Here is a 14808-nt window from a genome sequence, read left to right on the forward strand (position 1 = left end):
CTCAATCCTCTTCGTCGGCGTGGATCGTGCCCACGCGGCGTTTCAACAGGTCCCGCAACGGCATCCGCAGCTCGTCGATCGCGGCGATGGCCGAACGCCCCAGGGCGTCGTCGCAGGATGGCAGGTAGGCCTCGGCGACCGGGATGCGCAGCTGGCAGGCGGCGTACAGGTCGGCGAGGGTCAGGCGGTCGAGATCGCGCGTGAGCAGCCACTCGCCGGCCTCGGAACGGCGCACCACGTCGATGCTTTCCAACTGCCCCAGCATCTGCTGGACCAGGTCGTCGGTCAGGATCGGCTCCAGCTCCAGGATCCGGTCGCTGTGCAGACCCTGGCCTTCGCGACGGGCATCGTTGAAGCGGCCCAGCAGGCGCAGCAGGCCGTAGATTTCATAGCCCTCGGGCAGGCGCAGACTGGCCGGCTGGTAGCGGAACGCGGACACCGCCGAGGCCACCGACGCACCCAGCAACACCGACAGCCAGCCCAGGTAGATCCACAACAGGAAGATCGGCAGGAACGCCAGCGCGCCGTAGATCTTCGAGTACGCGTTGAAGCTGCCCAGGTACAGCCCGAACGCGGACTTGATCGACTCGAACAGCAGCGCCGCGATCAGCGCCCCGGCCAGCGCGTGCCGCCAGTGCACGGTGCGATGCGGGACCACCCGGTAGATCGCGGTGAAGGCGAGCATCTCGATCAGCATCGGCGACAGCCGCAACGCGAGCCCCTGCAGCGCATGGCCGGTCTCGGTGCTGAAGATCGCCAGCGCGAAGAACCGCGCCGACAGCGCGAAGCTGGCCGCCGCCAGCATCGCGCCCAGGGTCAGCACGGTCCAATAGACCATGAAGCGGATCACCTGCGGGCGCGCCGACTTGACCCGCCAGATCCGGTTGAAGGTCGCCTCGATCCCGTTGAGGGTGATCAGCACCGAAGCGACCAGCGCGATCACGCCGGCCGCGGTGAGCTGGCCGGCATTGTCGGACAGCTCGCGCAGGTACTTGGCCACCGCGCTGGCCGCGGTGGGCACGAAGTTGGTGAACACGTAGTCGGTGAGCTTGTCGCTCCACTCCGAGAACACCGGGAACGCCGACAGCACGCCGAACACCACCATCGACAGCGGCACCAGCGCGAACACCGTGGTGTACGCCAGCGCGCCGGCCGCCTGGAACAGGTTGTCGTCGAGCGCCCGACGACCGATGAACCTGAGGAAGGCGATGTTGCGATCGCGATCCTGAAATCGCTCGCCAAGCCGGTTGAGGGAATCCAGTGGTTCCATGGACCGTGAGGGTAACCGATGGGACGCCAGGCTTGTGTCTGGGCGACCGGCTCCCGGACCGCCACGGCGGCGGGCGCGCTCGCGCTATCCTGTGCGGCCCCGTCCGATGTCCGCCCCCCATGCCCGAAATCCTGGTCCTCTACTACAGCCGAGGCGGCTCGGTCGCCCGCCTGGCCCGGCAGATCGCCCGCGGCATCGGCGAGGTCGAAGGCATGTCGGCGCGGCTGCGCACGGTGCCGCCGGTCGCGGCGGTGACCCAGACCGCGACGCCGCCGGTCCCCGAGGACGGCGCGCCCTACGTCGAGGCGTCCGACCTGGAGCAGTGCGTCGGCTACGCCTTCGGCAGTCCGACCCGATTCGGCAACATGGCCGCGCCGATGAAGCACTGGTTCGACGGCCTCGGCGCGCAGTGGGCCAGCGGCACCCTGGTCGGCAAGCCGGCGGCGGTGTTCACCTCCACCGCGACCATGCACGGCGGACAGGAGGCGACCCTGCTGAGCATGCAGGTCCCGCTGCTGCATCATGGCTGCGTGATCGTCGGCATTCCCTATACCGAGCCCGCACTGAGCAGCACCCGCGGCGGCGGCACCCCCTATGGCGCCAGCCACGTCTCCGGCAACCACGACGAACCGCAGCCCAGCGAGGACGAGGCGACGCTGGCGCGGGCGCTGGGACGCCGTCTGGCGCGGATCGCCGGGAAGCTGATGCCATGAGCCGCACGCCGCGACGCGGGCTTGCCGCCCTGCTGCTGACACTGAGCCTGGTCTACGCGGGCTGGTTCCGCGACGACGCCCAACTGCTCGCGGCAATGGGCTTCTTCGCGCTGCCGCCGCTGCTGCTCGCGGTCGGCGCCTGGTTCGGCAGCCGCCACGCGGTGTTCTGGTCCGGAGTGTTCGGGCTGGGCTGGTTCTGCCACGGGGTGATGATGGCGTGGGCGCATCGCGACCAGGCCGGCTGGGCCTGGGCGGTGATCGTACTGTCGGTGGCGATCATCGTGACCGGCAGCCTGCCCGGCCTGCGCGCGCGCTTCGGCCGCGGCCGCTGAGCGCCCTATAATCCGCGCATCCTCTCCGCTTTCCGCACCGCACCCATGGACCAGCTCTGCATCGTCACCACCGGCGGCACGATCGACAAGATCTACTTCGACGACAAGTCGGACTACCAGATCGGCGAACCGCAGATCGGCGGCATCCTGCACGAGCTGGGTGTGGGGTTCCGGTTCAATGTGATCCCGATCCTGCGCAAGGACTCGCTGCACATCAGCGACGACGACCGCGAACTGATCCGCGCGACCATCGCCGCGCAGCCGGCCCGTCACGTGCTGGTCACCCATGGCACCGACACCATGGTCGCCACCGCCCAGGCACTGGCCAGTCTGACCGACAAGACCATCGTGCTGACCGGCGCCTTGAGTCCGGCCCGCTTCCGCGGTTCCGACGCCGAGTTCAACGTCGGTTGCGCGGTCGGCGCGGTGCAGGCGCTGCCACCGGGCGTCTACATCGCCATGAACGGCCGCATCTGGGACCCGGCCCGGGTCCGCAAGAACGTCGACGCCAACCGCTTCGAGGCGACCTGAGCGCGGGCACCGTCGCGTCTGGCAATCGATGCGATGCGGATGCCGGACCCGCTTCCATGAAAAAAAAGAACCCCGGGGCTGAAGCCGGGGTTCACTACCCAGTGCTGCCGGTAGAGAGAAATCGTCGGCGGTGACAGGCGCCACCCTCGCGTTGCCGGGAACCGCCGACCGCAACATCGATCACCGGACGAGCCTTCGTCCGCTCCCCGCATTCCCGACACCCCCACCGGCGACGATCGCGGTGGCGACCGCCGCCGGATGGGGGCCTCGCGCAGTGGCGGTGGACTGCTGACACCACCACTAGGCGAGGTTCAGAACGTGATGCTCCAGCTGTTGATGTAGCCGGTGTCTCCGTAATAGTTGTCGTTGACCCGCAACTTCCAGGTACCGTTGAGCGCTTCGCTGGACAGGTCCCTGGTGTAGCTGCCGATAATGTCGTTGGCACTGCCGCCGCTGCGGTTGTGCAGGTTGTAGACGCTGCCGTCCGGCGCGACCAGGTCGACCTTGAGGTCGCCCTTGTAGGTGTGGCGGATATCGACGGCGATCGTCGCGCTGGCCGGGCCATTGCCGCTGCGGCCGGAGACCGCGATGGGGCTTTCCACGGTGGCGTAGTCGTTGATCGTGTAGTCGGTGCCGTTGCTGTAGGTCTGCGCGGCATTGCTGCCGCCGCCACTGCTACCGCCGACGACCGCATCCACCGCCGCCTTGGCGTCGATGATGCCGGCGCCGCAGCCGCCCGAGCACGAACCCGGCAGCGCGCGCGCGGTGCTCTTGAGGGTCGCCTCGATCTGTGCCGGAGTCAGCGGTGTCGGTGCGGCCGACTGCATCAGTGCCACGAGGCCCGACACGTGCGGAGTCGCCATCGAAGTGCCGTTGTAGCATCCGTAGCTCTCACCGCTGGAGGCCGTGTCGCTGCCGTCGATGGTGGACACGATCCTGGGAGTGCCGTTGACACTGCAACCCTCGCCGTCTCCGCCGGGGGCCGAGACGTCGATCAGGTTGCCGTAGTTGGAATAGCTTGCGCGGCTGCCAGCGTTGCTGGTTGCCGCCACGGCCACCACGTTGGAGCAGCTGGCGGGGGTGGAGCCTGAGACATCCAGATTGTTGTTTCCAGCCGCAACCACCACGGTCGCACCGCGGGCAACCGCGCCATTGATCGCGTTCTGCATCGTCTGGCCACAATCCGTCCTTCCTCCCAGGCTGAGGTTGATGACCTCGGCGGGATTGGGGTTGTCCGGCACACCGGGCACATTGCCACCCGAGGCCCAGGTGATCGCGTCGGCGGTGTCAGACAGTTCGCCTCCGCATCGTCCCAGTACACGCACGGGAACAATCTTGGACCTGTATGCAGCGCCGATCACGCCCTTGTTGTTGTTGCCGACCGCGGCAACCGTGCCGGTCACGTGAGTACCATGCCAGTTGGAACTCCTGGCAGGACGATCGTCTCCGGGGGAATCGCATTCGGTCTCGTTGTTCCAGTTGCCCTCATCCGTCGGATCGTCGTCGCGGCCATTGCCGTCGCGCCCCACAAAGGGGTCGCTAATGAGGTCATAGCCGGGCAGGATGTTGGCGTCCAGGTCGCTGTGCGGAACGATACCGGTGTCGATCACCGCGACCACCACGCCCTCGCCGTCGGCCGAATCCCAGGCCTGGTCGAACCTCGCACCCCCAGCGCCGCCCTTCATCCCCCACATCAGGTTCGCGTAGTAGGTATCGTTGGGTGTCATCGCCGGATACAGGCGCACGTCGACCTCGACGTACTCGACGTTCGGGTCGGCGGCGATCTGGCGCATCAGGGTCTCGGCCTCGGCGCGATCGAGCTTGCGGTCCGCACGCACCACCTCGGCACCGGTCGCCATCCGTCGCAGGCGCTGCAGCCCCAGTCCCTTGCCCCGCCCCCGCGAAGCGGCGCTGTTGAGCAGACCGGAGGTCGATGCGGCACGGTCGAGGCGCCCCTGCAGGGTCGCTTCCCCCGCACGGCTTGCGTCGCGGTACTTGACGATGAACTGCTGGTTGCTGCCGTTCGGCTGCACGGTGGCGAGGTTGACCCGATCCGCGGCCGAGACCGCGAACGAAGAGGACAGTGCGAGGACCGTGGCTGCGGCGAGCGCGCTCAGGCGTACGGAACGTTGCGTGATTGACATGCTGAGGTGACCCCTACTTGTATAGCATCGTGGGTAAGCCGGCGGATCGTGTCCGCGTCGGCACTGGTGATACGGGCGCCGGACCGCACCGCTCGAGGGGGCATCGCAACGAGCGCGGTTCCATCCTGGAGTGGCTTCACCTGACGAGGGCTTTCCGCTTGAACGATCAGATCAGCCCTCGATCCGGATCGCCGGCAGCGCACGGATCAAGCCCGATTCGAATGCGCGGGGACCGTGGTGACAATCTCGTTCGGATCAATATTTTCTCTTTGGGGAAAATATTTGCCGATATGAGACTCGAATCACTCGTTCAAGAGGAGGTCGAGAGCTTGTCGTCGTAACCGGGCCCTGTCTTTTTGCTGGCTGTGCGACGAGTATTCATCGCCATCGCGGTGGCACGGCCCGCCGACGGCCGCCTGTCCGCGCACGCTGCGCCAGCGACGTCGGTTCACCTGGCCAGGCACCGGAGCGGCGGCGACATCGCCGCAAACCTGCGCGTGCGTGCGGACCGCGACCGAGCCGGGTTCATGGATCTCCCGTTCGGAAGGGCCTTCGCCGGAGCACAAAAAAAAGGAACCCCGGGGCTGAGCCGGGGTTCGCCCACCAAAGTCTGGTGGAGAGAGACGTGAACGATGCCGGGTGCGTCTCCGCGGCATCGCATCCTTGTTGCTTTGGAAGACCGGTCCGCACCTCCATGTGCAGACTTCCCAGTCGGTGCTCCATGCCCGGACCGGCTTCCCGGTGGAGCGCTCGCCATGACGAGCGCCCTACCGCACCGCCTTCCCTGGCGGCAACTGACTCGGCTTCCTGCCGATGGTCAGAACGTGACGCTCCAGCTGTTGATGTAGCCGGTGTCCTGGGTGTAGTTGTCGTTGACCCGCAGCTTCCAGGTGCCGTTGAGGGCCTCGCTGGACAGGTTCAGCGTGTAGGTGCCGATCACGTTGTCGGCACTGCCGCCGCTGCGGTTGTGGATGTTGTAGGTGCTGCCATCCGGGGCCACCAGATCGACCTTGAGGTCGCCCTTGTAGGTGTGGCGGATGTCGACATCCACGCTGGCGTTGCTGGGCGCGTTTCCGCTGCGACCGGACACGGTGATCGGGCTTTCCACCGTGGCGTTGTCGTTGATCGTGTAGTCGCTGGCGTTGCTGTAGGTCTGCGGACCGCTGCTGCCACCGGTGCTGTAGTCGCCGACCAGGCTGACTCCGGAGAAGCTGCTGTAGGCCTTGACCCGGACGTGGTAGGTCCCGGCCTGCGGGCTGGCGAAGCTGCAGGTTTCGGCGTTGCCGCTCTTGTACGGGCGGCAGTCGTAGCTGCTGTCGGTCGGCGCGCTGCCGAACTTGACGTACAGGTCGGCATCACCGGTGCCGCCGGACATCGTGAAGCTCAGGTTCGACGCACCCGACGGCACGACCATGGTGTAGGTCACGTCGTTGCCCTGGCTGGCCGACAGGCCGGTGGCCGGCACGCCCTTCTCCAGCTCGTTGCCGGTCGGCGGCGGGGTGGTGCCGCCGGCCGCCGCATCGACCGCGGCCTTGGCGTCAACGATGCCTGCGCCACAACCGCCCGTGCAGGTCCCCGGCAGCGCGCGCGCGGTGTCCTTCAGGGTCGACTCGATCTGGGTCGGTGTCATCGGCGAGGACGCCACCGACTGCATCAGCGCGACCGCGCCGGCCACGTGCGGCGCCGCCATCGAGGTGCCGGCCATGCACTTGTAGTTCTCGGAGGTCGGCGTGGTGGCGCCGGCATTGCCGGTCGACACGATCAGGGTGGTGCAGTCCGGGCTGTCGCCACCCGGCGCGGCCACGTCGATCAGCGAGCCGTAGTTCGAGTAGCTGGCGCGGCCGCCGGTCTTGTTGGTCGCCGCAACCGAAATCACATTGGAGCAGCTGGCCGGGCTGTAGTTGGCGACGTTGTCGTTGTCGTTGCCGGCCGCGACCACCACGGTGGTGCCACGGGCGACCGCGGCGTTGATCGCGTTCTGGTAGGTCGACGAACAGGCGCCGCCGCCACCCAGGCTCATGTTGATCACTTCGGCCGGGTTGGCATTGGCCGGCACGCCGGAGACGCTGCCGCCGGACGCCCAGGCGATGCCGTCGACGATGTCGGAGGTGTAGCCGCCGCACTTGCCGAGCACGCGCACCGGAACCACCTTGGCCTTGTAGGCCGCACCGATCACGCCGGCATTGTTGTTGCCGACCGCGGCGACGGTGCCGGCGACGTGGGTGCCGTGCCAGCTGGAGTCGGAGGCCGGATGGCTGCCGCCGCACTCGTTGGCGCCGTACCAGTCGCCCTCGTCGTTGGGGTTGCTGTCACGGCCGTTGCCGTCGCGCGCCATCGACGAATCGCTGATGAAGTCGTAGCCGGGCAGGATGTTGGCGTTGAGGTCGCTGTGGCTGGCGATACCGGTGTCGATCACCGCCACCACCACGCCCTCGCCGTCGGCGCTGTCCCAGGCCTGGTTGACCCTCATGCCGCCGGTGCCGTCCTGCATGCCCCACAGGTAGGTCGCGTAGTGGGTGTCGTTCGGCGTCATCAGCGGACGCATGATCTGGTCGACCTCGACGTACTCGACGTTCGGATCGGCGGCGATCTGGCGCATCAGGGTCTCGGCCTCGGCACGATCCAGGCGACGGTCGGCACTGACCACGTCGGCGCCCATCGACATCCGGCGCAGGCGCTGCAGACCCAGGCCCTTGCCCTGGCCACGCAGGCCGGACGCGGACGCGGCGCGGTTGAGCGCGCTCTGCACGGTCGCTTCCGGCGCGGAGGCGCCATCGCGGTACTTGACGATGAAGCGGTTGTTCGGGCCATCCGATTGCACGGTGGCGATGTTGACCCGCTCGGCGGCCGAAACGGCGAACGACGAGGACAGTGCGATCACCGTGGCTGCCGCAATGGCATTCAGGCGGATGGACCGATCTTTGCGTGGCATGTTGGTGTAACCCCCAAAAAAAGTAGCGTTGTTGTGTGCGCCGCCGGCGCCTGCCGGACAACGGATGGAAACAACTGCCGGACCGCGCAATGCGCGGCGGGCGACACCCGGGGGCTTCGATGTCCGTTTGCGGGCGCTGACGCCCGGAACGGCCTGGACGAACGGATGTCGTTACAACACACCCGGGCAGCCGGCACCGCCGCGAGTCAGGCCGGATTCACACGACCCAGAATCGCCAACGTCGGCAAAGCAACGCCCCCCTACCTCGATCGGGAAGAGATTGTAGATATGTGACTTAGATCACAAATTGATGTTGACCCAGGGATGATCGGCCCGTGATCTGTCGCCAATCTGAAAAAGAGAGGAGAAAAACCTGAAGATCCCGACGAGATGGTTCGAATATCCTCGGCTGAATCGCCGGCGCACCGCACCCGCCACCGGAGCCGCGCCATGAGAGCGCCCGACGGGCGCACACGGCCCCTCACGACCGCGGCCGCCCCCACGACAGGCGCGCGCGCGGGACCGGCAACAGCCAGCCAAGAGGAAGTCGAGACAAGGAGCGGGACGCCGCCGGTGCCGCCGCTGCCGCGTCACGCGTGCGCGATCAGCCCCGCGGCGGACGCGGGGATCGCCGACACGCCGGCGACAGGTCCGGGAGGCGGCAGCCGCGGCGGGGCGTCAAAGCATCCCGGTCTCGAGCCGGGCGGCCTCCGACATCATGTTGCGGCTCCACGGCGGGTCGAACACCAGTTCGACGTCGGCCTCGGCGACGGTCGGGATCATCTCCAGCTTGCTGCGCACATCGTCGACCAGGATGTCGCCCATGCCGCAGGCCGGTGCGGTCAGGGTCATCCGGACCTCGATCCGTCGCTGCCCCCGGTCCTCATCGTGCGGCTTCACGCTCGCCTCGTAGATCAGGCCCAGGTCGACCACGTTGATCGGAATCTCGGGATCGAAGCAGGTGCGCAACTGCTGCCACACCAGACGCTCCACCGCCTCGTCGTCGGCATCGTCCGGCAGCTCCAGCGGCGGCGGCGGTTCCTTGCCCAGCGCGTCCGCGTCCTTGCCGGCGACGCGGAACAGATTGCCCTCGATGAAGACCGTGTAACTGCCTCCAAGCGCCTGGGTGATATAGCCGATGCTGCCCGCGGGCAGGTTGACGTGCTCGCCCTGGGGGACCAGGACGGCGGCGCAGTCGCGCTCCAGGCGCACGGGTTCGCTGCTTCGGGAATACATGCCGGAAAGATTGGGGTGCCGGTACGGGAGGCAAGGGTGTTCATTTTACCGGGGCGGAGCGTCCCGCGTCCGCTTCGCGGCGGATGCGGGCGGCAGGGGTCGGGGCGCGGGCCGTCCTCCGGTATGCTGTGAGGCTTATGTGCCCCCGCCCGTTCCATGTCCGCCAGCACCGATACGATGCCGTCTGAGAAGCCTTCCGAGCGCGCGGTCGCGGGCGCGTCCCCTACGACGGACCGCCGCCCTCCGTTCCTGCGGCTGCACGGCGGCCCCCTGCTGTTGCTGAGCATGGTCGCGCTGACGATGGCCTGGGTGAAGGTGAACCTGTACACCGAGAGCCTGCACGGCTGGATGGCCGTGGTGGTGGCGCTCGATGTGGCGTGGATGCTGCGCTTCGGCGGTTGGCGGCCCGGTATTTTCCGCGCCCTGCTCGGGCTGGGCGCGACCGCGCTGGTGGCGATCGCGGTGCAGTGGCTCACGTTCTCCTCGTCGATCGGCAGCCAGCTCGGAATGTCGTCGTTCGAGGCCGCGGTCCGGCTCGGCGTCCACCACGCCTGGACCCTGGCCACGCTCTCCAACGGCCCCTGGGACCTGGGCTGTCTGGCGCTCGCCGCCGCGATCGCACTGCTCGCCTCGCGCTGAGCCGTCCCCGTAAAGGCCGTCCCCGTAAACAGCGGGCAACCGCGGCTCAGCGGGCCGGAATCACCGCGTCCATGCACTCGCCGAACAGTCGCAACGCCGGATCGATGTCGGCCAGCGGCATGCCGGCATAGCCCATCAGCAGGCCCGGCCGTCGCGGCGGCTCCAGGTAGAACGGCGCGATCGGATGCAGGCCCAGGCCGCGGCTGGCGGCGACCTCGATCAGCCGCTCGCCCTGCTCCAGGCTGGCGCCGCGCAGCCAGGCGAGCAGGTGCATGCCGGCATTGGAATCGGCGATCTCGATGCGCTCGCCCAGCCGTTCGCGCAGCCCCCGCAACAACGCCGCCCGGCGCTCCCTCAGCGCCTTGCCGGTGCGCCGCAGGTGGCGCTCGAAGCCGCCGTCCTCGATGAAACGGGCCAGGGCCGCCTGCTCGACCGCCGATGAGCCGAAATCCTCGGCCCACTTGGCGTTGATGAAGTCCCGGCGCAGCCCCGGCGGCATCACCAGGTAGCCCAGTCGCAGCGCCGGGAACATCACCTTGGAGAAGCTGCCGACGTAGACCACGCGCCCATGGCGGTCCAGTGAGCGCAGCGCCGACAGCGGACGCGCGTCGTAACGGAACTCGCCGTCGTAATCGTCCTCGAAGATCCAGCTGTCGTGGGCGTGGACGTAGTCGAGCAGCGCCTGCCGCCGTGCCAGCGACAGCACCGCCCCGGTCGGGAACTGGTGCGAAGGCGTCACGCAAACCAGCCGCGGCGCCGGCACCGGCAGGGCCTCCACCCGCAGCCCCTCGCCGTCGACCGGCACCGGCTGCAGGCGCGCGCCATGGATCTGCAACACCTCGCGGATCGCGAAGTACTGCGGCTCCTCGATCGCCGCCGCGCCCCCCGGGTCGAGCAGGACCCGCGCGGTCAACGCGATCGCCTGCTGGGTGCCGTTGACGATCAATACGTCCCTGGCCGACACCTGCACACCGCGACGGCGCGCCAGATAGCCGGCGACCGCCTCGCGCAGCTCCGGCAGCCCCTGGGTCGGCGGATAGTGGGGCCGGGTGTAGCTGGCGGCCCGCGACAGCTCCCGCGCCCAGGCACTGGTCAGCGCCGGATTGGTCATCGGCACTCCGTACTGGAACGCGTAGCGGGTGCCGGGCACGGTGCGCCCCGGGATGCGGGCATGGTCGTGGAAGCGGCGCGCGCGCCCGGCATAGGCCGACTGCGGCGGCAGCGCATCGGCGACGGCGACGCGCTCGCCGGTCGCACCCCCGTCGCCCGCTTCCGGCGGTGCCTGCAGGCCGGGGGCGACGAAGCTGCCGGACCCCACCCGTCCATGCAGGAAGCCCTCGGCCTGCAATTGTTCGTAGGCGGCGAGCACGGTGTTGCGGGACACCTCCAGCTCCCGCGCCAACAACCGGGTCGGCGGCAGCCGCTCGCCGGCACCCATGCGGCCATCGAGCATGACCGCCTTCAACGCACGGGTCAGCTGCGCGTGCAGGGGGCCACGTCCATCCATCTGCAGATGCAAAAGCAAGGGCGACTCCTTGATCGGTCGGCAGGTCACGCGCCTCGGCGGGCAATGTGACGGGCGCAACAATTGGCACCTGAAAAATATCAGTCTTGGGCTCTTGATGGAACCAATGCCAGGTCCCAGTCTGACCACGAACCCGCCCCTCCCCCACTGCCGGTCCGCGCCATCACACCCCGATCCAGGAAGCTTCCGATGCAGGCAGCACAGCCCGCCCGTTCGCGAGTGCCGCACCCTCTTTTACGGCTTGCCCTGCCCGCCGTCGCCCTGGCCGTCTCCGCGGTGGCGGTCGCGGCCCCCGCGAACGGCGCCTGCAAGCGCATCCATGCCAAGCTGTCCGAATTCCGCAGCAACGAGGGCTGCAACGCCGGTCTGGACTCGTGCTTCCTCGGCGAGGTCGACGGCAACCACGGGCTCAACGGCAGCACCCACTTCGCCTCCGACGGCTGGGCACCGGGCCCATCGGCGGCGCCGGGTTTCATCTCCTACAGCGGCGCGTTCGAGTACCGCACCGCCGACGGCACCCTGTACATGCGCGAAACCGGGATCACCGACCCGGCCGTGGTCACCGCCTACCAGCGGGTCGAGCGCGGCAGCGGCCGCTTCCAGGGCGCCAGCGGGCACTTTTTCGTCAGCGGCAGCAAGACCCCGGCCGGCGAGGTGACCACCGAGCTCAGCGGCGAGTTGTGCCTGGCGCCCGCGCGCGAATGACCGCCGCGCGGGCGACCATCGGCGCCGCTAGTGACCGCCGCCGTCCAGCGCCTTCAGCTCGCTGACCAGGGCACTGGCCATCTCCGCGCCATCGCCGTACAGCATGCGGGTGTTGTCGGCGTAGAACAGCGCGTTCTCGATGCCGGCGAAGCCGGTACCCTTGCCGCGCTTGATCACGATGGTGTTCCGCGACGCGGCGACGTCGAGGATCGGCATCCCGTAGATCGGACTGGCCGGATCGGTCTTGGCGACCGGGTTGACCACGTCGTTGGCGCCGATCACCAGCGACACATCGGTGTTGGGGAATTCGGGATTGATGTCGTCCATGTCGGCGATCAGGTCGTACGGCACCCCGGCCTCGGCCAACAGCACGTTCATGTGCCCGGGCATGCGTCCGGCGACCGGGTGGATCGCGAACTTCACCTTGACCCCGCGTTCTGTCAGCTTCTGGGTCAGCTCCCAGATCTTGTGCTGGGCCTGGGCCACCGCCATGCCGTAGCCGGGCACGATCACCACCCGCTCGGCGAAGGCCATCATCGCGGCGACGTCGCCGGCCTCGATCGGCTTCTGCGAGCCGCTGATCTCCTGCGCCGGGCCGCCGGCGCCGAAGCTGCCGAACAGCACGTTGCGGATCGGCCGGTTCATCGCCTTGGCCATCAGCCGGGTCAGCAGCATGCCGGCCGCGCCGACCATCATGCCGGCGATGATCAGGGCCTCGTTGCCGAGCACATAGCCCTCGAACGACACCGCCAGACCGGTGAAGGCGTTGTACAGCGAGATCACCACCGGCATGTCGGCGCCGCCGATCGGCAGGGTCATCAGGATGCCCAGCGCCAGCGCGACCCCGAAGAAGGCGACGATCCAGGGGGTCGACAGCGTGGTCGCGGCGAGCACGCCGAGCACCACCAGCGCCGCCGCGACCAGCAGGTTGAACGCCTGCTGGCCCGGGAACATCACCCGCTTGTCGAGCCGACCGTCGAGCTTGGCCCAGGCGATCACAGAGCCCGACAGCGACACCGCGCCGATCGCCGAGCCGAGCACCGCCAGGGTCAGGGTCACCTTCGAGACCCCGACCGCCGATGCCGATGCGACGCCGAGCGCCGCCGCCATCCCGCTGTACTTGAGCAGCTCCACCGCGCCGATCGCCGCCGCCGAGCCGCCGCCCATACCGTTGTACAGCGCGACCATCTGCGGCATGTCGGTGATCGCCACCTTCTTGCCCGAGACCCAGGCCAGCACCGTGCCCAGCACCAGCGCGGTCACGATCAGGCCGAGGTTGTGCAGGTCCGGCAGCAGGAAGGTCGCCGCGGTGGCGATGATCATGCCCCAGCCGGCCCAGCGGATGCCGCTGCGCGCGGTCATCGGCGAGGCCATGCGCTGCAGGCCGAGCAGGAACAGGGTCGCGGCGACGAAATAGCTGGCCGACGCCAGCAGCACCTGCGCGCTCATGCCTTGCCTCCGCCCTGGCCACCGCCGGGCTTGCGGCTGCTCTTGAACATCTCCAGCATCCGCTCGGTCACCACGTAGCCACCGGCGGCGTTGCCGGCGCCCAGCAGCACCGCGACGAAGCCGATCGCCTTCTCCAGGGTGGTATCGGCATGGCCGAGCACGACCATCGCGCCGATCAGCACGATGCCGTGGATGAAGTTGGAACCGGACATCAACGGCGTGTGCAGGATCACCGGCACCCGCGAGATGATCACGTGGCCGGCAATCGCCGCCAACATGAAGATGTAGAGCGCCACGAACCCGTCACCCATCGTCCATCCCCCACGCCAAGGTCGGTCATCGACACCGGCATCATAACCGCCGATGAACCGGCCCCGTCCAGTGGCACCCGTAGGCTGTCAACCGGAGCCCGCCGCGGGCGTTGTATTCCGCGCAGGGCCAACCTGCCAAGCGAGGAAACCGTGATGAAGCAGCTGCTGTCCATCGTCCTGCCGGGTGCGCTGCTGCTGGCTGGCGCCGGCGCACAGGCCGGCGACCACGGCGACCGTGTCGAACGCCACGGTGACCGCATCGAACGGAAGCTCGACACCCGCGGCGACCGCGTCGACGCGCGCCTGGACCGGCGCGGCGATCGCCATGACCGCCGCTGGAACCGCCGCTACTGAGCCGACGCCGTATGCTGCAACGCGTGGCTACCGAACCCGACGCCAGCGCAGACCCGGAGCGCCCCGCCGCCGAACCGGCCGTCCCGGAACGGCCGGCGTCGCTGGAGCAGTTCCTGGCCGGCATCGGCACCCGTGCGTTCCGCTTCGCCGAGGCGGGCCTGCGTCAGCGCGAGGACGCGCTGGACGCGGTGCAGGACGCGATGATGAAGATGCTGGGCTACCAGGACCGCCCGGCCGGGGAATGGACGCCGCTGTTCTGGAGCATCCTGAGGCGGCGGATCATCGACATCCAGCGGCGTCGGCGTTTCCGGCTCGGCTGGCTGTCGCCGGAGCCGCGCCACGAGGACGGCAGCGCGGTCGACTGGGCCGACGACGGTCCGGACCCGTCGCGCGCCCACGACGGCAGCGAGGGCTACGCGCAACTGTCGGCGGCACTGGCGACGTTGCCGGCCCGCCAGCGCGAAGCGTTCTCCCTGCGCGTGCTGGAGGAACTCGACGTCGCCACGACCGCGCGGGCGATGGGCTGTAGCGAAGGCGCGGTGAAGACACACCTGTCGCGGGCCCGCGAGGCCCTGCAACGGAAACTGGAGGACTGGCGATGACCGCCACGCACGACAACCCAAGCGGACCCGAGCCCCTCGGGCACGCGCATGAGGCCGGCTTCGAC

The 14808-nt window shown here is 68.7% G+C and carries 14 protein-coding genes and 1 pseudogene; 7 read left to right on the forward strand and 8 right to left on the reverse strand.

The annotated features are described in order from the left end of the window. Position 1 precedes the first annotated feature (1 nt). Positions 2 to 1270, reverse strand: coding sequence for a YihY family inner membrane protein (locus tag FKV24_RS00120; RefSeq protein WP_111267116.1), 1269 nt, complete (start codon positions 1268 to 1270; stop codon positions 2 to 4). Positions 1271 to 1389: 119 nt separating this feature from the next. Between FKV24_RS00120 and wrbA the strand changes: the two genes are divergently transcribed. From wrbA to FKV24_RS00135, 3 genes are read left to right on the forward strand one after another with little or no spacing between them, the layout of a single operon-like run. Continuing rightward, entirely contained in the window at positions 1390 to 1983 is a 594-nt protein-coding gene (wrbA, locus tag FKV24_RS00125; RefSeq protein WP_141480727.1) for an NAD(P)H:quinone oxidoreductase, read from the forward strand. Then, positions 1980 to 2315 (forward strand): DUF2069 domain-containing protein, encoded by a 336-nt coding sequence (locus tag FKV24_RS00130; protein ID WP_111267118.1) that lies wholly within the window; start codon positions 1980 to 1982, stop codon positions 2313 to 2315. Before wrbA ends, FKV24_RS00130 begins: the two co-directional genes overlap by 4 nt. A 45-nt stretch (positions 2316 to 2360) precedes the next feature. Beyond that, complete coding sequence (locus FKV24_RS00135; protein WP_141480728.1) at positions 2361 to 2846, forward strand: asparaginase domain-containing protein; 486 nt, start codon at positions 2361 to 2363, stop codon at positions 2844 to 2846. A 311-nt stretch (positions 2847 to 3157) separates the two neighbouring features. On the opposite strand, the gene FKV24_RS00140 is transcribed toward FKV24_RS00135, so the two are convergent. From FKV24_RS00140 to sufT, 4 genes and pseudogenes are all read right to left on the reverse strand, one after another. Continuing rightward, a complete protein-coding gene (locus FKV24_RS00140; protein ID WP_141480729.1) occupies positions 3158 to 4990 on the reverse strand; it encodes a S8 family serine peptidase in 1833 nt (610 codons plus the stop codon). 817 nt (positions 4991 to 5807) lie between these two features. Beyond that, positions 5808 to 6098 carry a proprotein convertase P-domain-containing protein gene (locus tag FKV24_RS19665; protein ID WP_249040849.1) on the reverse strand — a complete coding sequence of 97 codons (291 nt, stop codon included), beginning with the start codon at positions 6096 to 6098 and terminating at the stop codon, positions 5808 to 5810. A 72-nt stretch (positions 6099 to 6170) separates the two neighbouring features. Beyond that, a pseudogene (locus FKV24_RS00145) lies at positions 6171 to 7922 on the reverse strand (S8 family peptidase); the annotation flags it as partial. Between the two features lie 678 nt (positions 7923 to 8600). Beyond that, positions 8601 to 9158 (reverse strand): putative Fe-S cluster assembly protein SufT, encoded by a 558-nt coding sequence (gene sufT / locus FKV24_RS00150; protein ID WP_141480731.1) that lies wholly within the window; start codon positions 9156 to 9158, stop codon positions 8601 to 8603. Positions 9159 to 9335: 177 nt separating this feature from the next. On the opposite strand from sufT, the gene FKV24_RS00155 reads away from it, so the two are divergent. Continuing rightward, a complete protein-coding gene (locus FKV24_RS00155) occupies positions 9336 to 9797 on the forward strand; it encodes a hypothetical protein (RefSeq protein ID WP_141480732.1) in 462 nt (153 codons plus the stop codon). 46 nt (positions 9798 to 9843) lie between these two features. Here FKV24_RS00155 and pdxR read toward each other — a convergent pair whose 3' ends face one another. Continuing rightward, on the reverse strand, positions 9844 to 11322 hold the full coding sequence (pdxR, locus tag FKV24_RS00160) for a MocR-like pyridoxine biosynthesis transcription factor PdxR (protein WP_249040847.1): 1479 nt from the start codon (positions 11320 to 11322) through the stop codon (positions 9844 to 9846). Between the two features lie 189 nt (positions 11323 to 11511). Here pdxR and FKV24_RS00165 point away from each other — a divergent pair, with 189 nt between their 5' ends. Continuing rightward, positions 11512 to 12027: a hypothetical protein gene (locus tag FKV24_RS00165; RefSeq protein ID WP_141480733.1), complete on the forward strand. Its 516-nt coding sequence runs from the start codon at positions 11512 to 11514 to the stop codon at positions 12025 to 12027. A gap of 27 nt (positions 12028 to 12054) precedes the next feature. Here the strand turns inward: FKV24_RS00165 and FKV24_RS00170 are convergent, their stop codons facing one another. Then, positions 12055 to 13476 carry an NAD(P)(+) transhydrogenase (Re/Si-specific) subunit beta gene (locus FKV24_RS00170; protein ID WP_111267125.1) on the reverse strand — a complete coding sequence of 474 codons (1422 nt, stop codon included), beginning with the start codon at positions 13474 to 13476 and terminating at the stop codon, positions 12055 to 12057. Further along, positions 13473 to 13787, reverse strand: a complete 315-nt coding sequence (locus FKV24_RS00175) for an NAD(P) transhydrogenase subunit alpha part 2 (protein WP_111267126.1) — start codon at positions 13785 to 13787, stop codon at positions 13473 to 13475. The genes FKV24_RS00170 and FKV24_RS00175 overlap by 4 nt, the downstream gene beginning before the upstream one ends. Positions 13788 to 13940: 153 nt before the next feature. Between FKV24_RS00175 and FKV24_RS00180 the strand changes: the two genes are divergently transcribed. Together FKV24_RS00180 and FKV24_RS00185 are read left to right on the forward strand one after the other, a co-directional pair. After that, positions 13941 to 14141 (forward strand): hypothetical protein, encoded by a 201-nt coding sequence (locus tag FKV24_RS00180; protein ID WP_141480734.1) that lies wholly within the window; start codon positions 13941 to 13943, stop codon positions 14139 to 14141. A 23-nt stretch (positions 14142 to 14164) separates the two neighbouring features. After that, positions 14165 to 14743 (forward strand): RNA polymerase sigma factor, encoded by a 579-nt coding sequence (locus FKV24_RS00185; RefSeq protein WP_223250130.1) that lies wholly within the window; start codon positions 14165 to 14167, stop codon positions 14741 to 14743. Positions 14744 to 14808: the final 65 nt, after the last annotated feature.

This window comes from Marilutibacter maris, assembly GCF_006546735.2.
Taxonomy (GTDB): Bacteria; Pseudomonadota; Gammaproteobacteria; order Xanthomonadales; family Xanthomonadaceae; genus Marilutibacter; species Marilutibacter maris.